Source organism: Tsukamurella sp. 8F (assembly GCF_029167375.1).
Classification (GTDB): Bacteria; Actinomycetota; Actinomycetes; order Mycobacteriales; family Mycobacteriaceae; genus Tsukamurella.
Map to the genome: position 1 here is coordinate 44,636 of NZ_JARFTP010000013.1, position 26,876 is coordinate 71,511.

The 26,876-nt window shown below is 68.9% G+C and carries 22 protein-coding genes; 10 read left to right on the forward strand and 12 right to left on the reverse strand.

Annotated features, from left to right (window positions below; genetic code table 11):
• Window positions 1-56: 56 nt before the first annotated feature.
• Entirely contained in the window at window positions 57-698 is a 642-nt protein-coding gene (locus P0W64_RS12035) for a TetR/AcrR family transcriptional regulator (RefSeq protein ID WP_275480360.1), read from the forward strand.
• A 9-nt stretch (window positions 699-707) separates the two neighbouring features.
• Here P0W64_RS12035 and P0W64_RS12040 read toward each other — a convergent pair whose 3' ends face one another.
• On the reverse strand, window positions 708-1,436 hold the full coding sequence (locus P0W64_RS12040; RefSeq protein WP_275480361.1) for a pirin family protein: 729 nt from the start codon (window positions 1,434-1,436) through the stop codon (window positions 708-710).
• Between the two features lie 19 nt (window positions 1,437-1,455).
• Between P0W64_RS12040 and P0W64_RS12045 the strand changes: the two genes are divergently transcribed.
• On the forward strand, window positions 1,456-2,544 hold the full coding sequence (locus tag P0W64_RS12045; protein ID WP_275480362.1) for an S-(hydroxymethyl)mycothiol dehydrogenase: 1,089 nt from the start codon (window positions 1,456-1,458) through the stop codon (window positions 2,542-2,544).
• Window positions 2,545-2,580: 36 nt separating this feature from the next.
• Here the strand turns inward: P0W64_RS12045 and P0W64_RS12050 are convergent, their stop codons facing one another.
• Window positions 2,581-3,078 (reverse strand): Lrp/AsnC family transcriptional regulator, encoded by a 498-nt coding sequence (locus P0W64_RS12050; RefSeq protein WP_275480363.1) that lies wholly within the window; start codon window positions 3,076-3,078, stop codon window positions 2,581-2,583.
• Window positions 3,079-3,187: 109 nt separating this feature from the next.
• Here P0W64_RS12050 and ald point away from each other — a divergent pair, with 109 nt between their 5' ends.
• The gene (gene ald, locus P0W64_RS12055; protein WP_275480364.1) at window positions 3,188-4,300 is read left to right on the forward strand and encodes an alanine dehydrogenase; all 1,113 of its coding nucleotides are present in this window, start codon (window positions 3,188-3,190) and stop codon (window positions 4,298-4,300) included.
• Window positions 4,301-4,318: 18 nt separating this feature from the next.
• Here the strand turns inward: ald and P0W64_RS12060 are convergent, their stop codons facing one another.
• The gene (locus P0W64_RS12060; protein ID WP_275480365.1) at window positions 4,319-6,211 is read right to left on the reverse strand and encodes a putative nucleotidyltransferase substrate binding domain-containing protein; all 1,893 of its coding nucleotides are present in this window, start codon (window positions 6,209-6,211) and stop codon (window positions 4,319-4,321) included.
• Between the two features lie 154 nt (window positions 6,212-6,365).
• Between P0W64_RS12060 and P0W64_RS12065 the strand changes: the two genes are divergently transcribed.
• Together P0W64_RS12065 and P0W64_RS12070 are read left to right on the forward strand one after the other, a co-directional pair.
• Complete coding sequence (locus tag P0W64_RS12065) at window positions 6,366-7,874, forward strand: amino acid permease (protein WP_275480366.1); 1,509 nt, start codon at window positions 6,366-6,368, stop codon at window positions 7,872-7,874.
• 134 nt (window positions 7,875-8,008) lie between these two features.
• On the forward strand, window positions 8,009-9,001 hold the full coding sequence (locus P0W64_RS12070) for a glycerophosphodiester phosphodiesterase family protein (protein WP_275480367.1): 993 nt from the start codon (window positions 8,009-8,011) through the stop codon (window positions 8,999-9,001).
• 5 nt (window positions 9,002-9,006) lie between these two features.
• Here P0W64_RS12070 and P0W64_RS12075 read toward each other — a convergent pair whose 3' ends face one another.
• The 4 genes from P0W64_RS12075 to P0W64_RS12090 all read right to left on the reverse strand — a co-directional run bounded on the left by P0W64_RS12075 (window position 9,007) and on the right by P0W64_RS12090 (window position 14,605).
• Window positions 9,007-10,509 (reverse strand): malonyl-CoA synthase, encoded by a 1,503-nt coding sequence (locus P0W64_RS12075; protein ID WP_275480368.1) that lies wholly within the window; start codon window positions 10,507-10,509, stop codon window positions 9,007-9,009.
• Window positions 10,510-10,583: 74 nt separating this feature from the next.
• On the reverse strand, window positions 10,584-10,901 hold the full coding sequence (locus P0W64_RS12080) for a hypothetical protein (RefSeq protein WP_275480369.1): 318 nt from the start codon (window positions 10,899-10,901) through the stop codon (window positions 10,584-10,586).
• Between the two features lie 78 nt (window positions 10,902-10,979).
• A complete protein-coding gene (locus tag P0W64_RS12085; protein ID WP_275480370.1) occupies window positions 10,980-12,254 on the reverse strand; it encodes a pitrilysin family protein in 1,275 nt (424 codons plus the stop codon).
• A 101-nt stretch (window positions 12,255-12,355) separates the two neighbouring features.
• On the reverse strand, window positions 12,356-14,605 hold the full coding sequence (locus tag P0W64_RS12090) for a polyribonucleotide nucleotidyltransferase (protein WP_275480371.1): 2,250 nt from the start codon (window positions 14,603-14,605) through the stop codon (window positions 12,356-12,358).
• Between the two features lie 376 nt (window positions 14,606-14,981).
• On the opposite strand from P0W64_RS12090, the gene lysX reads away from it, so the two are divergent.
• The 4 genes from lysX to P0W64_RS12110 all read left to right on the forward strand — a co-directional run bounded on the left by lysX (window position 14,982) and on the right by P0W64_RS12110 (window position 21,527).
• Window positions 14,982-18,308 (forward strand): bifunctional lysylphosphatidylglycerol synthetase/lysine--tRNA ligase LysX, encoded by a 3,327-nt coding sequence (gene lysX / locus P0W64_RS12095; protein ID WP_275480443.1) that lies wholly within the window; start codon window positions 14,982-14,984, stop codon window positions 18,306-18,308.
• Between the two features lie 5 nt (window positions 18,309-18,313).
• On the forward strand, window positions 18,314-19,120 hold the full coding sequence (locus tag P0W64_RS12100) for an erythromycin esterase family protein (protein ID WP_275480372.1): 807 nt from the start codon (window positions 18,314-18,316) through the stop codon (window positions 19,118-19,120).
• A 92-nt stretch (window positions 19,121-19,212) separates the two neighbouring features.
• Window positions 19,213-20,058 carry a polyphosphate kinase 2 gene (ppk2, locus tag P0W64_RS12105; RefSeq protein ID WP_275480373.1) on the forward strand — a complete coding sequence of 282 codons (846 nt, stop codon included), beginning with the start codon at window positions 19,213-19,215 and terminating at the stop codon, window positions 20,056-20,058.
• Between the two features lie 53 nt (window positions 20,059-20,111).
• Window positions 20,112-21,527, forward strand: a complete 1,416-nt coding sequence (locus P0W64_RS12110) for a cytochrome P450 (RefSeq protein WP_275480374.1) — start codon at window positions 20,112-20,114, stop codon at window positions 21,525-21,527.
• Here the strand turns inward: P0W64_RS12110 and P0W64_RS12115 are convergent.
• From P0W64_RS12115 to P0W64_RS12135, 5 genes are all read right to left on the reverse strand, one after another.
• A complete protein-coding gene (locus tag P0W64_RS12115; RefSeq protein WP_275480375.1) occupies window positions 21,524-22,630 on the reverse strand; it encodes a GGDEF domain-containing protein in 1,107 nt (368 codons plus the stop codon). The two genes, P0W64_RS12110 and P0W64_RS12115, sit on opposite strands and share 4 nt — an antisense overlap.
• Before the next feature lie 38 nt (window positions 22,631-22,668).
• Window positions 22,669-23,427: a hypothetical protein gene (locus P0W64_RS12120; protein ID WP_275480376.1), complete on the reverse strand. Its 759-nt coding sequence runs from the start codon at window positions 23,425-23,427 to the stop codon at window positions 22,669-22,671.
• Window positions 23,428-23,626: 199 nt separating this feature from the next.
• The gene (locus tag P0W64_RS12125) at window positions 23,627-24,667 is read right to left on the reverse strand and encodes a ThiF family adenylyltransferase (RefSeq protein WP_275480377.1); all 1,041 of its coding nucleotides are present in this window, start codon (window positions 24,665-24,667) and stop codon (window positions 23,627-23,629) included.
• A 114-nt stretch (window positions 24,668-24,781) separates the two neighbouring features.
• Window positions 24,782-25,051 (reverse strand): 30S ribosomal protein S15, encoded by a 270-nt coding sequence (gene rpsO / locus P0W64_RS12130; RefSeq protein ID WP_275480378.1) that lies wholly within the window; start codon window positions 25,049-25,051, stop codon window positions 24,782-24,784.
• Between the two features lie 128 nt (window positions 25,052-25,179).
• Window positions 25,180-26,142 (reverse strand): bifunctional riboflavin kinase/FAD synthetase, encoded by a 963-nt coding sequence (locus P0W64_RS12135; RefSeq protein WP_275480379.1) that lies wholly within the window; start codon window positions 26,140-26,142, stop codon window positions 25,180-25,182.
• A gap of 34 nt (window positions 26,143-26,176) precedes the next feature.
• Between P0W64_RS12135 and P0W64_RS12140 the strand changes: the two genes are divergently transcribed.
• Window positions 26,177-26,857 (forward strand): metal-dependent transcriptional regulator, encoded by a 681-nt coding sequence (locus P0W64_RS12140; RefSeq protein WP_275480380.1) that lies wholly within the window; start codon window positions 26,177-26,179, stop codon window positions 26,855-26,857.
• Window positions 26,858-26,876 lie beyond the last annotated feature (19 nt).

Below are 26,876 nucleotides of genomic sequence, written 5' to 3' on the forward strand. Positions count from 1 at the left end.
GGCTAGCCTTACTCGTTCCGATCGGCAAGGCACGCTACAAAGAGGATGTGAAACCCGTGACTCCCCGCGTCGGCAGGCCGCCCACCACGTCCCGGGAGGCGATCGTGGAGCGGGCGCTCGCGATGCTCGACGCGAACGGCGTCGACGGTCTCACCATGCGGGAGCTGGCTGCAGACGTCGGCGTGACGCCTATGGCGCTGTACCGGCATGTCGGAGACAAGGAGAGCCTGCTCGCGCTCGCACTCGACTCGACGGCCGAGCCGTTCGCCGCCATCGAGTTCCCCGCGGATCCGCGGCAGTGCATGCTCGAGGCCATGTCGGTCGTGTACGACACCCTGGTGGACCGGCCGTGGGTACCCCAGGCGCTGACGGTGCCGCAGCGGATCGGCCGCGGCGCACTGCGGATCACCGACGCGGTCGTGGGCGCGGGCCTCGAGCTCACGGGGGATGCCCACGAGGCGACGCGCGCCTACCGGGCGCTGTGGAGCATGACGCTCGGCTCGGTGCTCACCACGATCCGCCTGCGATCCGAGATGAGCGCCGACGGCCCGACGTGGATCGCCGAGTTGCTCGACACGCTCCCGTCCAGCGAGGCTCCGCAGCTCCGCGCCAGCCTGGCGGACCCCACTCCCCCGCCTACGCGAGAAGACTTCCGCCACAACCTGTCCGCACTCATCGCGGGATTGTTCGGCCCGTAGCCCCAGGCCCTAGAGCGCGGAGATGGCCGCCGCGTGCATCTCCCAGTACAGGATCTCGGCGTCCTGTACTCCGGTCACGTACAAGTCGCCGGCGCGGGTGGTGCGGAGGACGTCACCGTCGCCGAGGACGTGCTCCGCCACGTCGACGGTGCCGCCGACCACGAACAGGTGCCCGTACGGCGCGTCCGGCAGCGCTACGGTGTCGCCCGGCCTCAGCCGCGCGGCGTGCAGGGCAGCGGAGTCGTTGCCGATCCCCACGGCCGGCGTGTGCCCGGCCATCCCGGATGCGACGGTGACCAGGGAACCCGCATCCAGGGCGACTCCCGCAGTGCGATAGGAAGGCTCCCCACCGGGGGTGTCGGGCGGTAGCCACATCTGGATCACGCGGGCGACCGTGCCGCCGCGCCGCGGCGCGGTATTGGTCTCGGCGTGCGTCACCCCGGAGCCCGCACTCATGGCCTGCACCTGCCCCGCCCGTACGATGCCACCGGCACCCGACGAGTCCCTGTGCGAGAGCTCGCCCTCCACCACCCAGGTGACGATCTCGACGTCGCGGTGACGATGCATATCGACCCCCATCGCGGGGTCGACGAGATCGTCGTTGTGCACCAGCAGAAGCCCATGCGCATGCTCGGCCAGGTCGAAGTTCCCGGTGAACGGAAACGACTGGCGGGTAACGATTCCATCGCCCTGCCAGAAACCACGTTCCTCGGCGGGCACCACCACGATCTCGCTCATCAACCGATACATTACAAACATGGCATACGAAGTCGCAGGTCTGATCGCACGCGCCAAGGGAGCAGAGGTCACCAAGGAGACGATCGTCGTCCCGGACCCCGGTCCGCGCGACGTCGTCGTGGACGTGCAGGCCTGCGGTGTCTGCCACACGGACCTCGCGTACCGCGAAGGCGGTATCAACGACGAGTACCCGTTCCTGCTCGGCCACGAGGCCGCCGGGACCGTGACCGAGGTCGGCGACGGCGTCACCCACGTCGCTCCCGGAGACTTCGTGGTACTGAATTGGCGCGCCGTCTGCGGCACGTGCCGCGCCTGCAGGCGCGGTCGCCCCTGGTACTGCTTCGACACGTTCAATGCCTCCAAGTCGATGACGCTTGCCGACGGAACCGAGCTCACGCCGGCGCTCGGTATCGGCGCCTTCGCAGAGAAGACGCTCGTGCACGAATTGCAGTGCACGAAGGTCGATCCCGGTACCGATCCCGCGATCGCAGGTCTCCTCGGCTGCGGCGTCATGGCCGGCCTGGGCGCGGCGATCAACACCGGTGGTGTATCCCGCGGCGACTCCGTCGCCGTCATCGGCTGCGGTGGAGTGGGCGATGCCGCGATCGCCGGCGCGCGACTCGCCGGGGCGACGACGATCATCGCTGTGGACCGCGACGCGCGAAAGCTGGAGTGGGCCAAGGAGCTCGGCGCGACGCACACGATCGACGGAACGCAGGTCGACGATGTGGTCGGGGCCGTCCAGGAGCTCACCGGCGGTTTCGGTGTCGACGTAGTCGTGGACGCCGTGGGACGCCCCGAGACCTGGAAGCAGGCATTCTATGCGCGCGATCTGGCCGGGACAGTCGTGCTGGTGGGCGTCCCCACGCCGGAGATGACGCTCGAGATGCCACTCGTCGACCTGTTCAGCCACGGCGGCGCGCTGAAGAGCTCCTGGTACGGCGACTGCCTGCCGGAGCGCGACTTCCCCGTGCTCATAGACCTGTATCGCCAGGGCCGCCTGCCGCTGGAGCGGTTCGTCTCGGAGCGCATCGGTATCGACGATCTCGAGGCCGCGTTCGCCAGGATGAAGGCGGGCGAGGTCCTGCGCTCGGTCGTCACCCTCTAGCGGTGGCCGGTCGGGTATCGCGGCCGGCGCCGAGACTCATCCACGCACATGGTCGAATACGAGCGACGTGTGGGTACCGGCCACCTCTTCGCGCCCGTTGAGGTACTCCACCATGTGCCGCAGGTCCTCGGTGTCGGACGCGGCGACGTGCAGGAGGAAATCGTCGTTACCCGCTAGGAAGTAGACGTCGATCACGGCGTCCAGCCTGGATACCGAACGCACGAAGTCACGGATGCGCTCGCGGTAGCCGGCGCGCAACGACACTGCGATCATCGCGCGCAGCGGACGTCCGAGCGCCGCCGGGTCGACGTCGGCGAAGAAGCCGCGCACCACTCGCGAGTCCACCAGTCGACGGACGCGAGCGTGCACCGTCGACGGAGCAAGGCCCACGGCCTCCGCAAGAGCGACGTTCGACATCCGCCCGTCCGTCTGCAGCAGAGTCAGAAGCTGCAGGTCGACATCGTCCAGAGTGGGCCGTGGATCGTTCGGCCGGGAACCTGCTGTGGGCGCATGATCCGACGGAGTCTCGCTCATATCGCGACACTACAGAATTATCTTCCCAGCCGTTGCATGATTTCCGAGCTTTATTCATTCTTGTGTCATCCGCCACTGGGCAGCCTACGAGACACCAAGGGAGCATGAGATGCGCGTCGGAATCCCCACCGAGATCAAGAACAACGAGTACCGCGTGGCCATCACGCCCGAGGGCGTCGCCGAGCTGACACGCCGCGGCCACGAGGTGATCATCGAGGCCGGTGCCGGACTGGGATCGGCGATCGCCGACAACGACTTCAAGGCCGTCGGCGCGCAGATCCTCGCCACGGCGGACGCCGTCTGGGAGCAGGCCGACCTGCTGTTGAAGGTCAAGGAGCCCGTCGGAGCGGAGTACTCGCGGATGCGCGAGGACCAGACGATCTTCACCTACCTGCACCTCGCCGCGTCGCGCCCGTGCACCGACGCGCTGCTCGCCTCCAAGACGACGTCCATCGCCTACGAGACGGTGCAGCTGGCAGACGGCTCGCTGCCACTGCTCGCCCCGATGTCCGAGGTCGCCGGCCGACTCGCGCCACAGGTCGGCAGCTACCACCTGATGCGTGCCCATGGCGGCCGTGGCCAGCTCATGGGCGGCGTCCCGGGCACAGCGCCGGCCCAGGTGACCGTGATCGGTGGCGGCGTCTCCGGCGTCAACGCGGCGCAGATCGCCGCGGGCATGGGCGCCCAGGTCACCGTCTTCGATCTCGATATCACCAAACTGCGACACATCGACGCGCAGTTCGGCGGCCGGATCCAGACCCGCTACTCGACTGCGCTCGCGCTCGAGGAGGCCGTCACGTCCTCCGACCTGGTGGTCGGTGCCGTCCTGGTGCCGGGAGCGGCCGCACCGAAGCTCGTCTCCACGGAGCTCGTGCACCGCATGAAGCCGGGCGCCGTGCTCGTCGACATCGCCATCGACCAGGGCGGCTGCTTCGCGGACTCGCACCCGACGACGCACGACGACCCGACGTTCACTGTCGGCGAGACCGTCTTCTACTGCGTCGCGAACATGCCGGGCGCGGTCCCGCGCACGTCGACCTTCGCACTCGCGGGCGCGACGCTGCCCTACGTCCTGCGGCTCGCAGACAAGGGATGGCGTGCCGCATGCGTCGCGGACCCGGCCCTCGCCGCGGGCCTGTCGACCCACGGGGGCCGGCTGCTCAACGAGAAGGTCGGTGCGGCACTGGGGCTCGACTCGGCGCCGATCGCAAGCGTCCTGTAGTCGCACACCGAGATCGGGTCACCACTCCGAGTCGCCCAGGTAGGTGGCCAGATTCGACATGCGTCGCTGCACGGACGCCACCTCTCGCACAGCCTGCTCCAGCAGGCTGCGCGAGAGCGGTGACATCTGGCGCACAGCGACGAGGTCGTTGGGCTCGCGTCCGGAGTTCATCTGTGTGACCTGATGCTCCAATCGCAGCCGCATGAGCACCGAGAACACCTCGACCAGGATCTGCGCCGAATCATCGGGGAGCACAGGCGAACCCGCGCCCGCTGCCAGGCGATTGCGCGTCTGCAGTTGAGTCGATCCGCTGGCCAAGGCCGCCCACCGCGCGATGTTGACCACCGGAACCAGAGCATGCGCCTTGATATCGAAAGTGCCGGCCCGCAGCGAGACGACGTCCCGCAGAGAACGGATCCGCGCCTTGGTCGTCAGCGACTCACGAAGCATGAGCTTGAATGCACGAGGATGCTCGGACAGGTGCCGGTACACCCCGGCGACGGGTTGCAAGGTGAGGTCTCCCCACACGGGGCGGCCATCTATGAGCAGCGAGGCCATCATCATCGCCTGGTTGCTCAGGGGGTCCGCGATCCAGTCGTGTGCGGCTGCGAGCCACTCGGACTCGGTGCGGCAGAAGCGCGGAACCGCCGCGACCGCGCCATTGGTATCCGACGGGATCCCGCACTCCTCCAGCCTGGTGTGCACGGCAGCGGCGAGCGCCAGGCACGCGCTGCGACGGCGCTCGATCTCGTCGGGAGAGGTCCCCGCAGGCGGGTCCGTGATGATGATCGCGCTGTCCACATCCGAGCTGGGCAGCACCTCGCGCCGTGACACGCTGCCCAGCGACAACCACGTGAGGTCGCCCTCGCCCAGTTCTGGATGCACCGTCAGCTCGAGCTCGATGCAGCGGCGCACCATCGCCTCGATCGCGACCGAGGCGACGCCCGAGATGTGACGCGGATGCTCCTGCTGGCCGGCGAGCACAGGGAAGATCTCCCGGATGCGGTGGCCGAGTTCGGGCAGTTCGGACGCCGGCGCGTGCTCGATCTGCCGCTGTAGTGCGAACGTGGACGTCGTTGGAGCCGTAAGGAAGTCGACGTCTTGGACGACACCGAGCAGGGCTCCGACACCGTCGAGAACAGGCATGTAGTGAAGCTTTCGGTCGAGCATCTCGAGCAGCACGTCGGACGAGAACCTCTCACCCGTCACCGACGTGAGCGGCGTCGTCATCACACCGGACACCGGACCGTCCACATCCCGCCCGACGGACACGACGCGCGCCCGCAGGTCGTGATCGGTGACGATACCCACGGGACCCGCATCGTCCTCCACCACGACGTAGCCGGATCGCGCGGCGGTCATCGCGACTGCGGCGTCACGGATCGTGACGCCCGGTGCGCACACCACCGGCGCCCGCCGCACGATCTCGGCCGCGGTCCGTTCGCGGCGCTCCCCCGAGATGCCCTGCACCACAGGCTCCCTGGCGAGCTCCGTCGCGAGGAATGCAGCACCGGCCGGGGTCGAGAACATCGGACCGACCGCCCACGCAGGCAGCCGCAGCAGCGTCACATCGGACAGGGCGACCGCTCGCGGGCCGCCCTTCGCTCCCGCGAGGATGACGACGTAACCGAAGACCCCGCCGGGGCCCACGACGTCGTCGAGCCCCGGCAGCTCAGCCCCCTGAGGCGGCGGCACCGCCGGGAAATTCCAGAGCCCGACGCGTCCGTCGAGGACGACCCACGCATGCTCGGGAGACGCGGACACGCCGTCGAGTACGACAGCACCCTCGGCGAACTCGAGGAGCGACGACTCGCCGACGACGTGGGCCAGCTCGCCGGGTTCGAGACCATCGAACGGCGCGTACCGCTCGAGGAACGCGGCGAGTTCCTCGGGAGCGGTGAAATCGGTCATGGGACATGTTTACACCGCGAGGCACCACGACATCAGGTGGTCATATCCATGTAACCGACTCCGGAAATCCTTGCAGGGGTCTACATTGACTCCTCGTGCGTGATCCGTATCACCCTTCGGAACGCCTCCACGGACCAGAAAGTGAATCCAACCCATGACCCAGGTCGACAAGTTCGCCGCCGAGCAGGAGGGCTACAAGCAGTCCCTCGGCCGACGCCAGGTTCAGATGATCGCTATCGGCGGCGCGATCGGTACGGGCCTCTTCCTAGGCTCGGCCTCACGGCTCGGCAGTACGGGGCCCGCACTGCTCTTCAGTTACGCCTTCGTCGGCGTCATCGCGTTCTTCCTGATGCGCGCTCTGGGCGAGCTCGTGCTGTACCGCGCCTCGTCGGGCGCGTTCGTCTCGTATGCCCGCGAGTTCTTCGGTGAGAAGGCCGCGTACGTGACCGGCTGGATGTACTGGCTGAACTGGGCGCTGACCGGCATCGCCGAGCTCTCTGCGGTGGCCGTGTACGTCAAACACTGGTGGCCCGATATGCCGCAGGCGATCACGGTGCTCATAGCGCTCGCGGTCGTGCTGACCATCAACCTGCTGTCAGCGCGTGCATTCGGTGAGTTCGAGTTCTGGGCTTCGGTCCTCAAGGTGGGCGCGATCGTCGTATTCCTGGTCGTGGGCATCGTCGTGGTGGCGGGCTCGATCAAGCTCGGCTCGGGCGCCGATGCGCACACCGCCGGCGTCTCGAACCTGTGGGCCAACCCCGGCGGCTTCTGGCCCCACATGGGCGACTTCCACTGGTACGGCCCGATCCTCGTGATGTCCGGCGTCGTGTTCGCCTATTCGGCGATCGAGATGGTCGGCATCGCCGCGGGCGAGATGGAGGATCCGAAGCGCGAGGTCCCCAAGGCCGTCAACGCCGTGGTCTTCCGCATCGCGGTCTTCTACTGCGGCTCGATCTTCCTGCTCGTGTGCATGCTTCCGACCAGCGTCTACGGCGCCAAGGTCAACGGATCGAACGTGTCACCGTTCGTCACCGTCTTCGGCCGAATGGGCCTGGGCTGGATGGCCGACGTCATCCAGGCGATCCTGATCGTCGCGGCGATGAGCTCCCTGAACTCCGGCCTGTACACGACCGGCCGCATCCTGCGCAGCCTCGGCATGTCCAAGGAGGCACCATCGCTCATGCTCAAGATGAGCGGCTCGGGCGTCCCGTGGGGCGGCATCGTGTGCACCTCGGTGATCTACCTGTTCGGTGCCTTCCTGAACGCGCTCGTCCCCGGCCAAGCGTTCGAGATCGCGCTGGAGGCGTCGTCTATAGCGATCGTCTTCGTGTGGGGATCGATCTTCGTCTCGCAGATCCGGCTCCGGCAGCTGAGCGACGCCGGGGTCGTACCCGCGAGCCCGTTCCGGGCGCCGTTCTCCCCGTGGACCAGCTATATAGGCCTGGTCTTCCTGGTGTTCGTGATAGGCGGCATGGCGATATCTGGCTGGCAGTCGTCGCCGGACTTCTGGGGCAAGACCGACTTCATCGTGGTCGTGTTCGGAATCCCGGCGCTTGCAGTCCTACTCACGATCGGCTGGTTCCTGGTGAAGCCCGCGGTCGTCGCCAACACAGGCGGCCAGATCCGCGCCACATGGACCCTTCAGGGGCCCACCTACAAGTAGGCCCGGTCCACATCTCGGTGTATGCGGGTGGGCGTCGCTCGTGGAGCGATGCCCACCCGCATACACCGAGATGTGGACTCGCGCCCGGCCGGGGTTCACCGCGAGTTCACAGCGCCTCGGTAGCGTCGCGGTTCATGCGCCTCCGCAGCCCCGTCCTGCCGCTCCTCGCCGCCCTCGCCGTGGTCCCCGTCGGAGCGATGACGCCTCCCGTGGTATCCGCATCTCCCGCAGCCACATTCGATCTGCAGGCCCACCGTGGAGGCCGGGGCGAGCACACCGAGGAGTCCCTGTACGGCTACGCGAAGTCGATCGAACTGGGCGTGACCACGCTGGAGCTGGACATCGCACTCACCCGGGACGGGGTGCCGCTGGTCTGGCACGACCCCGACCTGCAGGCCGCGAAGTGCGCCGACACCCGGCCCGCGACGCCAGGCGACCCGCAGTTCCCCTACGTGGGCAAGGACATCCACACCTTGAGCTACAAGCAGGTGCAGACCGTGGTGTGCAGCAAGAAGCTGCCCGACTTCCCCGACGCCTACGTCGTACCGAACAATCGCATCGCCACGCTCCCCCAGCTCTTCGCGCTCGAGAAGACTTATCCCGGCGCCACCGTGCGGTACGACATCGAGACCAAGATCGAGGCCGAGAAGCGCTACCGCACAGCGCAGCCCGAACAGTTCGTTTCGGCGATCCTGGGCGCCGCGCGCGCCGCCGACCGCCTCGACCGCATCGAGATCGAGAGTTTCGACTGGCGTTCGTTGCCGCTCGTGAAGGCGCAGGCGCCGCGGGTGCCGACCGTCGCCCTGTACGACGCGACGACGTGGAGACCCGGTTCGCGGTGGCTCGACGGCGCCACCTACGAGAAGTACTCGGGCGACGTGGTCGCAGCAGCGAAGTCGATCGGCGCGGCGGTACTCTCCCCCGACTTCGCGCTCTCCGATCCCGCGCTGGTGCGGCGGGCGCACGCAGCGGGCCTGAAGGTGCTGCCCTGGACCGTCGACGACCCCGGCGACATCCGTGCGCAGGTCGCAGCGGGCGTCGACGGCATCATCACCGACTACCCGACCCGCGCCCGCGCGGTGCTCTCGACGCTCGGGAAGTCCGTTCCCGCGGGCGCCCACCGGTAGGGAGCTCAGGCGAACAGGCCGGCGTACCGCTTCCGCAGCTCGGCCTTCTGCACCTTACCCATCACGTTGCGCGGCAACGCCTCCACGATCTCTACGGCGCGCGGCTGCTTGAACCGCGCGAGCTCGGGTGCGATGTACCGCAGGATCGACGCTCCGTCGGGGGTGGCTCCTGAAGCCGGGACGACCACCGCGACGACCGTCTCGCCGAAGTCCGGGTGCGGCACGCCGACGACGGCCGATTCGAGGACGTCGGGGTGCGCGTCGATGAGTTCCTCGATCTCCCTGGGATACACGTTGAAACCGCCCGAGATCACGAGGTCCTTGTCACGGCCGACGATCACGATGTAGCCGTCCTCGTCGATCCGTCCCACGTCCCCCGTGATGAAGAAGCCGTCGTCACGGAATTCGGCGGCCGTCTTCTCAGGCAGTTTCCAGTAGCCGGCGAAGACGTTGGGGCCGCGCACCTCGATGCTCCCGATCTCGCCGTCCGGCAGCGGGGCACCGCTCTCGCGATCGACCACGCGAACGTCGATCCCCGGCAGTGCGGGGCCGACTGTGCCCGGCTTACGCAGGCCCTCATAGGGATTCGACGTGTTCATGTTCGTCTCGGTCATCCCGTAGCGCTCTAGGATCGCATGCCCCGTGCGCTCGGCGAACGCCGCGTGGTCGGAAGCCAACAGTGGTGCGGACCCGGAAACGAAGAGCCGCATGGAGGCCACCCGATCGCGGTCCACCCGAGGATCGGCGGCAAGCCGTGTGTAGAACGTGGGCACACCCATCAACACCGTCGCGCGCGGCAGCAGGCCGACGACCGCATCCAGGTCGAACTTCGGCAGATAGAGAGCCGACGCGCCTGTAGTCATGACCAGGTTCATCGCCACGAAGAGGCCGTGCGTGTGGAAGATCGGCAGAGCGTGGATCAACCGGTCGGCGCCGGTGAAACGCCATGCCTCCGTGAGGGTCGCACAGTTCGAAGCGAGGTTCTCATGCGTGAGAACCGCCCCCTTGGAGCGGCCCGTGGTGCCCGACGTATAGAGGATCGCCGCCGGGTCCGACGGTGTCGCGTCGTACGTATCGGCGTAGCATTCGCGGCCGTCGAGCAGGGTGCCGTCACCCTGCGTGCCGAGCGTCTCGACCACGAGAGCTCCTGCGCGCGAGGTATATTCATCGCATCGCTCGGGCGAACACACCAGCACACGGGGCTCGGCGTCGCTGAGGAAGTGATCCATCTCGTGGCCCGTGTACGCGGTGTTGAGCGGCAGGAACATCCCGCCGATCCGCAGCACCGCGAGATACAGCGCGATGGCCTCCCACGACTTGCCGACCTGCATCGCCACGCGGTCGCCGGGCATCACGCCGTCGGCCACCAGGCGCGCGGCGATGCGCTGCGTGAGCTCGATCGTCTCGGCGTACGTGACGGAGCGACCGCCGGGCAGCTCGAACAGTGTCGCATCGGGGAGTTCGGCCGCCCGGTCCGCGACCGAGCGATGGATCGACCGGAATGGCATGCGTTGGGGGTCCTTCTGCCTCGGGGGTGAGCGACACTGCCATATATAGCAGCCGCGCGCGAACCCGCGGACCGTCACGCCCCCGCCACCGTGCCGCCCGCGGTGAACGCGGCGGTGGCCTCGCCGCCGTCGGCGGCCCGGGCGGTCACGGTGGCCGAACACGCCGCCCCGGCCTGCGCGATGAGCGTCAAGTCCCGGCCGTGCACCGTGTAGCCGAGGCGCGCACCTGTCGGAAGGTCGATCGTGCCCCCTGCCCCCGCGAGGACCGTGCCCGCCACGGACCACACGACTGCCACCGGCTCGCCGCCACGGGAGGCAGCGAAGGTGGCGGTCGCTCCCGCTCCCGCGGCGGCCCCCTGGCGCGCGACCACGGACACTGCGACCGGATCCATGGCCATCCCTCCCAGTCGGCGGTTCGCCATCACCCTGGCACCGCCCGCGGAAGGGCGAACGAGTAGTGCGCTACCCGATCAACCGAGCCAGTTCCGCACAGCGGATGGCAAGGCACTGCGGCCGCGGTAGGGCCCGACGACGGCGCCGCCGAACGGACGGGACAAGACATCGGAGGCGACGCGCCGCACGTCGTCGGCGGTGACGGAGTCGATGCCGCGCACAGTGCGCGCCACCGACCGCTGGTTCTGGTAGGTCGTCTCCTGCCGGCCGATGCGGTGCATCCGCGACTGGACGTCCTCGAGGCCCAGTACCAGCCCGCCGCGTAGTGCACCCTGTGCGCGCGCCAACTCCACGGGGGTGATGCCTTCGTCGCGCACGGCCTCCAGCACGCCACGCGCGACACGCGCGACCTCCCCGAGCCGATCCGGTGAGCAGCCCGCGTACACGGTGAAGGCGCCCGTGTCTGCGAAGGCGTCGATCCCCGAGTACACGGAGTACGCCAGGCCCCGCATCTCGCGGATCTCCTGGAACAGGCGCGACGAGAGCCCGCCACCCACAGCCACATTGAGCACAGACAGGGCCTGCCGATCCGGGTGGCTCCGCCCGTACGCGCGCACACCTGCGACGATGTGCGCCTGTTCGCTGTCACGCCGGTGCACCACGAGCCCGGGCCGGCCGGGAAACCGCCGGACGCCCGTCCGCGGCTGTGCCGACGCGGCGGCCTCATCGAGGTGGCCCGCGAACGCGGCACGCGCGAGCCGGACCACCTGCGCATGTGTGACGTTCCCGGCGACGGCGAGCACCATGCGGTCGGGGCGGTAGCGCCGTGCATGGAAGGCTCGCAATCGATTCCGCGTCATGTCTGTCACCGACTGCTCGGTGCCGATCACGGGCCGCCCGAGCGGATGGTCGCCGAAGAGTGCGCGCAGGGCCGCATCACTCACGAGGTCCTCGGGATCGTCGTCGCGCAGGGAGAGCTCGTCGAGGACGACTTCGCGCTCGAGGTCGACGTCCGCGGCCGCACACTTACCGCGCAGCACCACGTCCGTCACCAGGTCCACGGCGAGTTCGACGTCGGTGTCGAGTACGTGCGCGTGGTAGCACGTGTACTCCTTGTCGGTGAACGCGTTGAGTTCGCCTCCAACGGCGTCTATCTCGGCCGCGAGCGAGGTCGCCGTGCGCGTCGGCGTCGCCTTGAACAGCAGGTGCTCGAGGAAGTGGGCGGCGCCGGCCGAGGCCGGGTGCTCGTCGCGCGAACCGACGGCGACCCACAGCCCGACGGCGGCTGACCGCGATCCCGGCATCGTCTCGGTGACGACCCGCAGGCCGCCCGGCAGCACCGTCCGGCGCACTCGGGATCCCGACGCGGTCCCCGAGGCGGCGGGACGCGTCTTTCCTACATACGGGCGCGCCGGCCCCGCTGCTGCGGTGCCGGCGCGTCTGATGGCCAGTGCTACTCCCCCGCGTCTGCGGTGGCCGGCTCCTCCTCGACCACCGGGACGAGGCTGATCTTGCCGCGATCGTCGATATCGGCGATCTCGACCTGCAGCTTCGAGCCCACGTTCACGACATCCTCGACCTTCGCGATGCGCTTGCCGTTGCCCAACTTGCTGATGTGCACCAGGCCGTCGCGGCCGGGGACCAGCGAGACGAACGCGCCGAAGGCGGTGGTCTTCACGACCGTGCCCAGGAAACGCTCGCCGACCTTGGGCAGCTGCGGATTCGCGATGGCGTTGATCCGGTCGATCGCCGCCTGTGCGGACGGGCCGTCGGCCGCGCCGACGAACACCGTGCCGTCGTCCTCGATGGAGATGTTCGCGCCGGTCTCCTCGGTGATGCCGTTGATGGTCTTGCCCTTGGGGCCGATGACCTCGCCGATCTTGTCGATCGGCACGCGGATCGTGGTGATGCGCGGGGCGTACGGGCTCATCTCGTCGGGGTCCGTGATCGCCTCGGCCATGACCTCGAGGATGGTGGTGCGCGCGTCCTTGGCCTGGCTCAGCGCGCCGGCCAGCACCTGCGACGGGATGCCGTCGAGCTTCGTGTCCAGTTGCAGAGCGGTGACGAACTCGCTGGTGCCCGCAACCTTGAAGTCCATGTCGCCGAACGCGTCCTCGGCACCCAGGATGTCGGTCAGCGCGACGTAGCGCTTCTCCTCCTTACCGTCCGCACCGGTCACGGTGTCGGAGACCAGCCCCATGGCGATACCCGCGACGGGGGCCTTGATCGGCACGCCTGCACTCAGCAACGACATGGTCGACGCGCAGACGGAGCCCATCGACGTCGAACCGTTGGAGCCCAACGCCTCGGAGACCTGGCGGATGGCGTAGGGGAACTCCTCCACCGTAGGCAGCACGGGCACGAGTGCCCGCTCTGCGAGCGCGCCGTGACCGATCTCTCGGCGCTTAGGCGATCCGACGCGGCCGGTCTCACCGGTCGAGTACGGCGGGAAGTTGTAGTGGTGCATGTACCGCTTGGACGTCTCGGGCCCGAGCGAGTCGATCTGCTGAGCCATCTTGATCATGTCCAGGGTGGTGACGCCCAGGATCTGCGTCTCGCCACGCTCGAACAGGGCGCTGCCGTGCGCGCGCGGCACGACGCCGATCTCGGCGCTCAGCGACCGGATGTCGGTGATACCGCGGCCGTCGATGCGGAAGTGGTCGGTGAGAATGCGCTTACGCACCAGTTTCTTGGTGAGCGAGCGGAACGCGGCGCCGATCTCGCCCTCGCGCCCCTCGAACTGCGGCCCGACCGACTCGAGCACCTCGAGCTTCAGAGCATCGGTGGCGGCGTCGCGCTCCTGCTTGCCGGCGATCGACAACGCCTCGTCCAGCTTCGTGGCGGCCGCGGCCTCGACGGCGGCGAACACGTCATCCTGGTAGGGCGGGAACAGGGGGAATTCGCCCGTGGGCTTCGCGGCACCGGCTGCCAGCTCGCGCTGGGCCTCGCACAGCACGGCGATGAACGGCTTCGCGGCTTCGAGCCCCTGGGCCACGACGGCCTCGGTGGGCGCCTGTGCGCCGCCCGCGACGAGCTCGATGACGTTCTCGGTGGCCTCGGCCTCGACCATCATGATCGCGACGTCGGCATTCGCGCCCGAGCCCGAGACGATGCGGCCGGCGACGACCATGTCGAATACCGCGCGCTCGAGCTGCTCGACAGTCGGGAACGCGACCCACTGACCGTCGATCAGGGCCACACGCACACCGCCGACGGGGCCTGAGAAGGGCAGGCCTGCGATCTGCGTGGACGCGGATGCGGCGTTGATCGCCACCACGTCGTACAGATCCTTGGGGTCCAGCGACATCACCGTGACGACGACCTGGATCTCGTTGCGGAGCCCGTCGACGAAGGAGGGGCGCAGCGGCCGGTCGATGAGGCGGCAGGTGAGGATCGCGTCGGTCGAGGGGCGGCCCTCGCGGCGGAAGAAGGAGCCCGGGATGCGGCCTGCGGCGTACATCCGCTCCTCGACGTCGACCGTCAGGGGGAAGAAATCGAAGTGGTCCTTCGGCTGCTTGCTGTGCGCGGTGGTCGACAGCAGCATCGTCTCGTCGTCGAGGTACGCCGCGACGGCACCCGCAGCCTGCAGGGCGAAGCGACCGGTCTCGAACCGGATGGTGCGCTTGCCGAACGCACCGTTGTCGATGACGGCTACCGACTCGGTGATCGAGTCGTCGTAGTCCACGTCGTTGTTGTCAGTCATGAAGAGAAGCAGAACCTTTCGGTGTTCACGGCCCGCCCGTGCCCGGCCGGCGCACCTCTAGCGCCCGGCCTCGTCGCGCGACGCGGCTGCGGTATGTGCCCCGGCGCGGCCATCGATCGAAGCCGCCGGACGTCGGCTCATGCCGTTCCGGCGACCACTACCGAGGACCACCACATGGGGCCACCCGCTCCGTCGGGGAGCCACCTCACAGCAGACACCCAACGTCGGACAGACCGGCCCAAGGCTATCATCGGGGCCTCGCCGACAGGAGGGTGACATGTCGTTGGGCACTGCCGAAGGCGCCCGGACCAGACGAGGTCAGGCGCCCCGCGCAGCCGCCGCACCGTCGGGTCAGCCCGGTGACAGGCGCGATCGAATCGCCCGGGTGACCGCCACGACCCTCGCCCGGTTGACGCTGCTCGCCGCGCTCGTGTCCCTGATCTCGGCACTCGTCCACCCGGAGAAGAGCCTGACCATCGCCGGGGACGTGATCAACACGATCGGTATCCCGACGGAGCCCAGCCTCTTCCTGGTCGCGCTGCTGGCCGTGCTGAGCGGCGCGCTGCGCAGGCGGCTTCGGGCGGCGCACACCGTCATGGTCGTGCTCATGGGGCTGACGGTGTTCTCCAACATCGCCGATCTCGTCGCGGCCGTCACGGGCGACCGGGCGCTCGATCCCGACGTGCACATCCACGGCTTCTACTGGGAGGCCCGCGAATCGGTCAGCGGAACCATCGTCGCAGCGTCCATCGCGATGTTCGCGCTGGTGTGCGTGCTGCTCTCACGGCGTGCGTTCCCCGCCAGGCTCTCCCACGGCTCCCGGTTCGCCGCGCTCGCCGTCCTCGTCGGCGGCTTCGTCGGCTCCTATCTCGTGACCCTGCTGCTCACCACGATCTTTCCGCACACCCTGCGCGGTCTCGGCGAGGAGGCGGCCTGGGCACTGCGCAGTACGTTCGGGGTCATCGTCCGGCCGGGCGCCGACTACCTCCTGGACGGGCGGGCCGGCTTCCACTGGGTGTACTCCGTATCGGGTGTGCTGTCGGCCGCAGCGCTCGTGCTCACCCTCATGGTGTTCTGGCGGGCCGGGCGCGGTTCCGAACTGCTCACCGAGCCCGAGGAACTCGCTGTGCGCCGCCTACTGCTCGAGTACGGCGAGGACGACTCCCTCGGCTACTTCGCAACGCGCCGCGACAAGGCGGCCCTCTTCGCCCCGGACGGCCGTGCGGCTGTCACGTTCCGAGTCGTGGGAAGCGTCTCGATGGCGAGCGCGGATCCGATCGGCGCCAGAGCATCGTGGCCGGCAGCCATCGACACCTGGCTCGCCGACTGCCGTCGGCACAGCCACTACCCCGCGGTCCTCGCGGCCTCGGCGGAGGGCGCGAGACTCTTCTCCGACGCCGGGCTCAAGACGCTCACCATCGGCGACGAGGCCATCATCGACGTCGACACGTTCACTCTCAAGGGGCGTGCCATGCGCCCCGTGCGGCAGGCCGTCACACGCGTGAGCGCCGCGGGTTACACGCTTGCCGTCCGTCGCCACAGCGAGCTCTCCGAGACCGAGCTGCACGAGGTCGCCGAGCTGGCGGAGGCGTGGCGCGGCGAGGAGACCGAGCGAGGATTCTCCATGGCGCTCAATCGGATCGGCGACCCGGTCGACGGGCGCTGCGTGCTGGTTACCGCGACCGACTCCGCAGGCGTCATCCGCGGGCTGCTGTCCTTCGTCCCATGGGGCGCGCGCGGCCTCTCACTGGACCTCATGCGGCGGGATCGCAACGCCGAGAACGGTCTCAACGAGTTCATGGTCGCGCGCCTCGCCGAGCACTGCCCCTCCATCGGGGTGCGGCGGATCTCACTGAACTTCGCGGTGTTCCGGTCGGTGTTCTTCGACGCCGACAACGTGGGTGCCGGCCCCGTCACACGGCTCACCGACTCGGTGCTCAGCTTCGCGTCGAAGTTCTACCAGCTGGAGACGCTCTACCGCTCCAACGACAAGTACCGGCCCGAATGGGTCCCGCGCGTCCTCTGCTACGACCCCGCCCTGACCGCGGTCCGTGCCGGCATCGCCGTGGGGACGGCGGAGGGCTTCCTGCCGCATATCGGACCGCGTGTGCTGAGCGGCGCCCGAACCCCCGACGAGCAGCCGCGCCGCGATCCCGAGTTCGTGCGCCGCCTGCTCGCCGAGGAGTCCCGGCTGCTCACGCCCGCCGTCCCGGCGCCCCGGCTGTCGGAGCAACAGCGGGTGCGCCGGCGCAAGCTCGAATCCCTCGAGGCCGCGGGCATGCCCGGGTATCCGGCGGCGGTGCCCCGTACCCACTCGCTCGCGGACGTGCGCGCTCTGGGCGACGGGCTGGCACCCGACGAGCGGACGGGCACCGTCGTCTCCGTGACCGGGCGGATCCGCGCGATCCGCGACTACGGGGGCGTCACGTTCACGGTCCTGGAGGAGGACGGGACGCGCATGCAGGTGCTCGCCGAACGGACCGGGACCGACTGTGCCGTGCGCGGGCAGTGGCGCACGGCGACCGACCTCGGCGACGTCGTGTCGGTGACCGGGGAGGTGGTCGCGTCCCGCACGGGCGAGTTGTCGGTGCGACTCACGTCGTGGGCCATGGCCGCGAAGTGCCTGAGCCCGGTCCCGGGGCTGCGCTCCCGCCTGGCCGACGAGGCCCGGACGCGTAACAGGCCGCTCGACCTGATCACCAACCGCGACGCCGTGGACCTGCTCTACCGGCGCGCCGCCGGTGTCGCCGCACTGCGGAAAGCCTTCGGCGACAAGGGTTACACCGAGGTGGAGACGCCGATGCTGCAGTCCGTGCATGGAGGCGCGGCAGCCCGGCCGTTCGTCACCCATATCAATGCGTACGACATGGACCTGTATCTGCGGATCGCACCCGAGCTGTACCTCAAGCGGCTCGCTGTGGGCGGCATGGGCCGGATCTTCGAGATAAACCGCAACTTCCGCAACGAGGGCGCCGACGCGACCCACAACCCCGAGTTCACCGCGCTGGAGGCGTATGAGGCGTACGGCGACTACACCACTATGCGGGTCCTCACCCGCGAGGTGATCCTCGCCGTCGCCGAGGCCGTCAACGGGCGCCCCGTGGCGCTGCGGCCCGACGCGGACGGCACGCTGCGTGAGGTCGACCTGACACCGGAGTGGCCTGTAGTGACCGTGCATTCGGCCGTGTCCCGGGCCTGCGGCGTCGAGCTCACACCGGGCACGCCGCGCGATCAGGTGGCCGCGGTCTGCGAGCGGTTCTCGGTGGAGGCACCGCCCGAGGTCGATGCCGGAAAGCTGGTGATGGAGTTGTACGAGGCGCTCGTCGAGAAGCAGACGCGGTTTCCGACGTTCTACTGCGACTTCCCCGTCGAGGTCTCCCCGCTCGCACGCAGGCACCGCGACGACCCGCGCCTCACCGAGCAGTGGGACCTGGTGGGCTTCGGGGCGGAGCTGGGATGCGCCTACACCGAACTGACCGACCCCATCGACCAGCGGGAGCGACTCACCCGGCAGTCCCTCGCCGCTGCGGCTGGAGACGCCGAGGCGATGCAGCTCGACGAGTCCTTCCTCGATGCGCTCACCTACGCCATGCCCCCGACCGGCGGCCTGGGACTCGGCGTAGACCGCATCGTCATGCTGCTTGCGGGCGTGAACATCCGGGCGACGCTGGCGTTCCCGTTCGTGAAACCGCGGGAGGCCTGAGTCCCGTGGGCGGGCCCGGCGGCGATCTGCGCGGCGATCTACCCGGCGCCGCCGCGGGGCTGGTCGATCGGCTCGCGTCGTCTGCGCGAATCCTCGGCTGGGCCGAAGGGATCCACGTGCGCGCCGAATACCTGGCCGCGCGGGATGCGGTGGTACGGCACCTTGCGGACCGCCTGGTCGCAGTGGCAGCCGAGACTCGAGCAGAGCGGGCTGTGGCCGCCGACCGGTACATCCGTGGCGAGGGCACCGACCGCCTCGACGCGGACGCTGTCGGGAGCGTGTGGACATGGAGCCCGACTCCCCTGCTGCAGAACGCGACTCTGCTACGGACCCTGCGCGCGCACAACGCCTCCCGCGCGGGCGCGCCGGTGCGCTTCTACGGGCTCGAGACCCACGTCGGCGACCACCGGGACCTCGCGGCGCGCGACGCCGCGCAGTACGAGTCGCTACGGAGGGTCGCGGAGCGGCACCCGGACGGACTGATCCTGCTCTTCGAACAGACGGGCCACGTCGATCCGGGCATCCCGGGATCGCTCGGCTCCCACGTCGCGCAAGGGGAACTCGGCGTATACCGCACCGTCGGCGCACTGTGGCGCGCCGGGGACCCGACGGTGCACTTCCCGCTCGGGGACTACGAGCAACTCAGCGCGCGCCTCGACGGCGCGCGGAGCCGGCTGCTACCCATGCCCGGGGGAACCCTGCTCGCCGGGCCGGAGCAGGTTCCGGACATCGCCGGCTCCCCGTTCGACGCCGCCCTCTACGCACCCGCGCTCAGCCCCGCAGCGCACTTCGTCGGCGACGCAGCTACGTAGGCGCGGACGCAGACGTCGGGCGAGGTTCGATCTCGGAAGCGCAAAAACCCGGTAACGTCCCGCAGAACCGCAGGTGGCGGTAGCGTGCCGCAATGGCCGATACCAAGATCAAGAAGCAGAAGTCGAAGAGCAAACCACCGAAGATCCCGAAGGAAGCGTACGAGGCGGAGCTGCGGCGCCTGCAGACCGAGCTGGTGGCGATGCAGCAGTGGGTCAAGGCGACCGGCGCCCGCGTCGTAGTCCTGTTCGAGGGTCGCGACGCCGCCGGCAAGGGTTCGGCGATCAAGCGGATCACCGAATATCTCAGCCCCCGCGTCTGCCGCGTCACCGCCCTTCCCGCGCCGACCGAGCGCGAACGGACGCAGTGGTACTTCCAGCGCTACATCGAGCACCTGCCGGCGGCCGGCGAGATAGTGCTGTTCGACCGCTCCTGGTACAACCGCGCGGGCGTCGAGCGCGTGATGGGCTTCTGTACCGCAGCCGAGTACCGACGCTTCCTGCACCAGGCGCCGATCTTCGAGCGGCTGCTGGTAGAGGAGGGCATCCTGCTCTTCAAGTACTGGTTCTCGGTGTCGGATGTGGAGCAGGAGAAGCGATTCCGCTCACGCGCCACCGATCCGATGCGCCAGTGGAAGCTGTCCCCCATGGACGTCGAGTCGATCGCCCGCTGGGAGGACTACTCGCGCGCCAAGGACCAGATGTTCGTCCACACCGACATTCCCGAGGCGCCGTGGTTCACGGTGGAGAGCGAGGACAAGAAGCGATCACGCCTCAACGTGATCTCGCACCTGTTGTCGGCGATCCCCTACCAGCACCTGGATCCGCCACAGGTGGAGATCCCGAAGCGCCCCAAAGCACACGACTACGAGCGGCCCCCGCGCGAGGACTTCCGCTACGTCCCCGACGTCGCCTCGCGGTTGGCGCCGGCCAGCCGCTGAACCGGGGTTGACGGACCCACCGCCTCCGTCCGCCGAATCGGTACGGTCGCCTCATGACCGTCGCATCGCATCTGCGGGACGCGGTACCAGGACGGCGGATCCTGGCCGCTATAGCCGCGGCCACGCCACGGCGCCCGGCGCCACTAACCCGCAGCTCACCTGTCGGAACGGCGACAGTGCCGGGCGAGCGCGGCTACCCGGTGCTCGGCAGCATGGCGCGGTATCTGATCGACGGCCCGCTGTTCCAGCGCCGCCTGCACGCGACCTACGGCCCTGTCGCGTGGTGGGGTGGTGCCGGGATCCGCGCCGTCTCGGTCGCCGGACCGGAGCCGGTGTGGTCGGTTCTGGTCAACGCCGAACGAGCATATGTCTCGGGCTGGGATCTCATCGGGCCGTGGTTCGCGGGCGGACTCGCGCGCCTCGACGGCCACGCACACATCCGGCACCGCCGCCTGGTTCGAGATGCGTTCACAGCCGAGGCCGAAGCCGGCTACTGCTCCGTCATGGCCGACCGCGCCGCCGACGCGGTGGCGGCCTGGCCCACCGGCCGCTCGGTTCCCGTGCAGCCGCTCGTGACCGAGCTATCGGCCTCCCTCACCGTCGAGCTGTTCCTCGGCCCTGCCGCGGTGGACGACGCGGCGCGGATCGTCGCAGCGATCGACGCCTGCGAGCGCGCAATCCTCACGGCCGTTCGCATACCCGCGCCGGGTACGCCGTGGCAGCGCGGCCTGAACGCGCGGAAGTGGCTGCGACGGTACATCCTCGCACGCGTCGACGCGGCTCCCGCAGGGTCGGTGTTCGGACACGTCGCACGCGCCACCGACGCCGAAGGTGTCGGCCTCACTCCCGACGAAGTCGCCGACCATGTCGTCCTGACGATGCTCGCGTCCCACGACACCACCGCGTTCGGGCTGCTGGCGACGCTCTACCACCTGGGCCGCCACCCGCGCTGGCAGGACGCGGTCCGCGACGAGACGCGCCTGCGGGGGACGACCACCGTCGGGCCCGCGGTGGACGCCGAGGCGCCCGTGCTGATGCAGGTCGTCCGAGAGAGCCTGCGCCTGTACCCACCGTCACCGACACAGCTGCGGCGCACGGCAACCGAGGTCGAGCTGGCGGACCGACATATCCCGTCCGGCACCCTGGTGACGGTCTGCAACGGGCTGAACGGGCTGCTCCCGGAGTACTGGGAGGCCGCCGACGAGTTCCGGCCCGAGCGGTTCGCGCCGGGCGGCGGAGCGCCGCTCGACGTCCGCGGGGCGTGGGTCCCGTTCGGCGGAGGCGCACACAAGTGCATCGGCATGGACCTCGCACTGGAGAAGATCGCGACGCTCGCGGCCACCGTGGTCGACCGCTACCGCTGGCAGCTCCCCGACGACTACCGGATGGCGTGGAAGTACGCGTTCCCCGGCGGGCCCGCGGACGGCCTACCGCTCACCTTGCGGCCGCTCCGACCGGGGACCCGCTAGCGAGCGTCCGGTTCGCCCGCATGGACGCCGTCCGGGTCCCCTGCGTGTACACGGTCACGGCCGGCCTGCTTGGCGCGGTACAAGTGCAGGTCCGCAGCGGCTGTCAGGCGCTCGACGACCGGCTCGCACCACGCCACGTCCGCGACGGGCCGCGCGGGGATCGCGCTGTATACCGCTCCGATGCTGATCGTGACCGTGCGATCGGCGGCCACTGCCGAGCGGATCGACTCGGCGAGTCCAGCGATCGCCTCGAGATCGTCCACCGCGATCAGGACGGCGAACTCCTCGCCGCCTAGCCGGGACGTCCGCGCGCGGGGGCCGGCGTGATCGGCGATGATCCGCGCCGTGCGCGCCAGCACGCCGTCGCCGTACGCGTGGCCGTGCTGGTCGTTGATCGACTTGAAGTTGTCGACATCCAGAGCCAGGAAGCCTATGCCCCGGCCGTGCGCCTGGGCCTCGGCGAACACGTGCGCCGCGTGGGCTACAAGCCCGCGCCGGTTCAGCAGACCGGTCAGGTGGTCTGTACGACTCAGCTCTCGCTGTGCGCGGAGCGCCCTTTCGAGGGAGCGCCGGAGGCTGACGACCAGGATGGTGGGGAACACGATCGCCATGAGGGAGGCCCCCAGTCGAAGCACCATATCCCCGATATCGGGCTCGCGGACAGCCATATACACCACGACGATGCCGACCGCGCCGCCCAGGAATGCCGCGACCATCCGCATCCGTGAATGCATGGCCGCCATCGCCGGCACGGCGGCGAGCAGAGTCAGGATCGCCTGACCGTTGTCCTCGGACGTCATGACGAGGGCCGCTATGGCGATCCCCGCCATACCTCCGATGCTGAGTAGGAGGAAGACACGATCCCCGACCGGTCGGCACGCCAACACGATCACAACGGAGAACAGGGTGAAAACCCAAACCCCCATCAGCACGGGGAGCGTGCCCGGCCGCACCAGTTGCTGGTCGAGCAGCACCACTATGGGCAGCGGGGCCGCACCAGCAGTACTGAAGAGCAGAGCTAACGTGCGCAGGTCAAAACCGCGCGTCCGCCCTGGGCCCGTCTTTTCGAGCCTTCGCCACCGCAGCGGCGACGGAGTCGCCACGTCTCAGTCCCTCCTAGATCGAGGAAAATGCACTCGCGTCACATAGTAATCGCATCCGTCGAATGTTTGTTACCGGCGCCGAACGCCCTACGGAAATCGTCCTCCATGAGTGGCCACACGTCCGGCGCGGCGTCGACGGCAAGGCGCTCTCGGTCCCAGAACATGAGACGTGTCCGGTAGCGGTCATCCGGGTACGGTGTCGCAGGCACTGTGTCGTCCAGCACACCGCCGCCCTCCGACCACCGGGCGAGGACATGGTCGGCGGCGGTCGCCATCATGTAGCGCACACCGACCAGTTCCATCACGATCGGTAGAACACGCGACAACAGGTTCGCGACGGCGCCCGCACGGGCGTCGTGCACTTCTACGTACGCCGACTTGACTTCAGCCAGCCCCCCGCTCAGCCGATCCTCGATCGCGTCGGCAACCAGTCGCTGCCCGGCTTGGCCCGCCCACTCGATGAGCGCATGCGACTGCGCCGCTGCGAGGTACGGCCCCTGAGTACGATGCCCGGCGACCACCTTTCCTCCGTCCCCTTCGCCACCGTCCACCACGACGCAGAACAGAGTCGTTGAGCGACCGTCCGCCACCTGCTCCCGCTCGAAGGCCTCGTCGACGCCCCACGCCCGGTACGCCTGATCCACCCCGTCGAGGTACGCCCGCCACAGTTCGGGGCGGCGGCGAGGCGTGTCGACCACGCACCGTAGCCCGGTACGCACATCGATGAATTCCACCCCCTCGCTGAGCAGGGATGGGGATCGTCGCGCGTTCTCGACGGCTATCACGGGTGCGGACATGTCGGATTCCTTTCGGCGACCCGGCTCGAAGACCGCCGGATCGCCGACGCCCCCGAATGACACCGGATGTCGGAGATGTGTACCCGAATGTTAACGTGCCCGCACACTCTATATCGAGCACTAATATCTTGCGCCCCAAAGCATTTCGCATGCTGCACAAAAACGCCGCCACCGAATCACGGACGTAATGGTTATGCGCCTATGTGAATATCGCATCCGTGTGAACAACATACCGACAGGATGGTAAGTCCCGCCCAACGATGATTCGGCGTGCTGCGTACGCGGCAAGAGCCCCCGCAAGCATCGCGGTACTCCCGAGCTGCGGCCACGATGTGAGGCTGCGGCCCACCTCCTCCAGCAGTGACATCACCGATGGTGGTGCGTCATCTGCCAGCAGAGAACGCATGAGCGCCAACCGGATTCGCGGGTCCCGGCTCCGCAGGTCGTCGTCGCTGAATTCGTCGACGCGTCCGCCTAGTACCGGAGTCTCCGGGTCCAGGTCGTATCGCTCGACATCGACGGTGACGGAGTCCCCCAGATCCGTCGACATCACCACTGGGATCCGCAGCTCCCGGCAGCGGCGCCGCACCAGGACCTTCATGTAGAGGTCGTCTGTCTCCTCGACGAGCACGGACAGCGGCGCGTCCGCACTGCCGGGGGCCCCGAGGAAGGCGTCCAGTGCCGCCTCGTCGAGCCCGGTCTCGAAGGGTTCTACCGACGCGTACGGATCGATCTCGAAAATGCGGCGCCGCACCAGCTCGGCCTTTGGCAGCCCCGCCGAGAACGCGACATCCGCGATGCGGTTGAGGTTGGTGATGCCGAGCACGTCGCCGTCGGCGACGCGGAAGTGCCTGGCGCCCGTCGCCTGGCACGCGGTCACCGCCGACGCTCCCACGCTGAGACCCGCCACGCCCACGAGAGCGGACGACCACGCGCGCTGTTCGTCGTCCGGTATCAGGTGTCGGTTGCGGGACGTACGCAGGATGTGGAAAACCTCGGACACCGGCAGCCTCGCGACCGTGCGGCGCCACGGCCACACGATGTACCGGCTCATCGCCTCAGTGGCCGCATCGTCGGCGGGCACGCTGCCCGGGGCCAGTCCGGCGGGCGGTACAGGCAGCGCGGCCAGAGCGGCGAGTTCGTCGCGCGCCGACGACCAGACGTCGACCACCTCGTAGCCCTCGGCGCGCAGCGCCTCCACCCGTTCTTCCGTCGCCGTCGAAGGCACGAGGATCTCCATCGGACGTCCCCTCTGCTGGAATGGCTGTCAGCAAGGAGACTACGAGAGAACCGCATGCAACAGGAAGGCCCGCCCGGAATGTCGCATCCGGACGGGCCTTCCTGAGCGAAAGTCCTAGCGGCGCAGGCCGAGGCGCTCGATGAGCGTGCGGTAACGGTTGACGTCGACGTCGGCGACGTACTTCAGCAGGCGACGGCGGCGGCCGACCAGCAGCAGCAGACCGCGGCGGCTGTGGTGGTCGTGCTTGTGCTGCTTCAGATGCTCGGTGAGGTCCGTGATGCGCTTGGTGAGCAGGGCGACCTGCGCCTCCGGCGAACCGGTGTCGGTCTCATGCAGGCCGTACTCGGTCAGGACGGTCTTCTTCTCGGCAGCAGTGAGCGCCATGGGAAACTCCCTTTTTCAGTGTCGCGTGGCAAGACATTCGTGCCGCCGCCGCGAACCACAGCAGGCACGATCGACCAGGTTACCAGCCGGGCGCATCCAGCCGAAATCGCAGTGAGGCCGGCGAGCGACTAGGCCTCGCCGACGATCTGGCGTGTCCGCTCCACGTCCCCGTCCATGGCGTCGATGAGCGCATCGACGGAGTCGAAGCGCACCATGCCGCGGATGCGGTCGACGAAGTCGACTGCGACGTGTTGCCCGTACAGGTCGGCCGACGTGTCCAGGACGTACGCCTCGACGGTGCGCGTGCGGCCGGAGAACGTCGGATTGCTGCCTACCGACACCGCGGCAGGGTAGCTCTCCCCCGTCGTGACCTGCCCGACGCTGGGCCCGGGGCCGAGGACCGTGAAACGGGCGGCATAGACCCCGTCGGCCGGGATAGCGGCGTACATGGGCGGCGCGACGTTCGCCGTCGGGAACCCCAGTTCCCGGCCGCGGCCGTCGCCGCGCACCACCACGCCCTCGACGCGGTGCGGCCGTCCGAGTGCCTCGGCAGCGGCCCGCACGTCACCGGCGTCGACGCACGATCGGATGTACGTGGACGAGTAGGTGACGGCGTGCTCGGTGAGAAGCTGCACCGAGTCGGTAGTGAAACCGAACCGCGTCCCCAGGGTGCGCAGCATCGCGACATCACCGAGCGCCTTGTAGCCGAAGGTGAAGTTGTCGCCCACCACGACGGCTGCGACGTGCAGACGCTCCAGCAGCGTCGAATGCACGAAGTCCTCGGCGGGCTGCGCTGCGAGGGTGGGAGTGAACGGCATGACGCAGAAGACGTCTATGCCGAGTTCCTGCGCCAGCTCGGCCCGGCGGGTCAGCGTGGTGAGCTGAGGCGGGTGCGAGCCGGGCCGCACCACCTCGGCCGGGTGAGGGTCGAATGTCATGAGCACCGTGGGGAGATTCCGCGCCTTGCCCTCGGCGATCGCTCTCCCGATCAGCTGGGCGTGTCCACGGTGTACACCGTCGAATACACCGATCGTCACCACGCAGCGTCCCCAGTCCGCAGGAACGTCGTCCAGTCCTCGCCAGCGAAGCACGCGGCCAGCCTAACGGACCGCATAAGGTGGTGCCGTGAGCAAACCCCCGCCGCCCGTCACGGAGCTGTCCGCCGTCACCCAGGACTACCTGAAGCGGATCTGGACGGCGCAGGAGTGGGCGCCCACCAAGGTCAGTACGAAATCGCTGGCCGAGTCACTGGGCGTGTCTGCATCCACCGCGTCCGAGGCGATCCGCAAGCTGGCCGACCAGGGCCTGGTCGATCACGAGAAGTACGGCGCCGTGACCCTCACCGACGCCGGCCGCGCGGCGGCGGTGACGATGGTGCGGCGGCACCGCCTCCTCGAGACATTCCTCGTGCGAGAGCTGGGTTACGGGTGGGACGAAGTGCACGACGAGGCCGAGATCCTCGAGCACGCCGTATCGGAGCGCTTCCTCGCCCGGCTCGACGAGCGCCTCGGGCATCCGGACCGCGACCCGCACGGCGACCCGATCCCCCAGCCCGACGGTTCCGTGCCCACCCCCGATGCCCGCGCGCTCACGGAGCTGGACGCCGGCGAGTCGGGTGTGATCGCCAGGATCTCCGACGCCGACCCCGAGATGCTGCGCTACTTCGAGGACGTCGGCATCGCACCCGACGCCCGCGTCGAGGTGGTGGAGCTGCGTAAGTTCCTCGGCACCGTCGCGGTCAAGGTCGAGGGCTCACCGCTCGACCTCGGCGACATCGCCGCAGCATCGATCTGGGTGCGGGCCTAGCGCACACATCGGGCGGGCA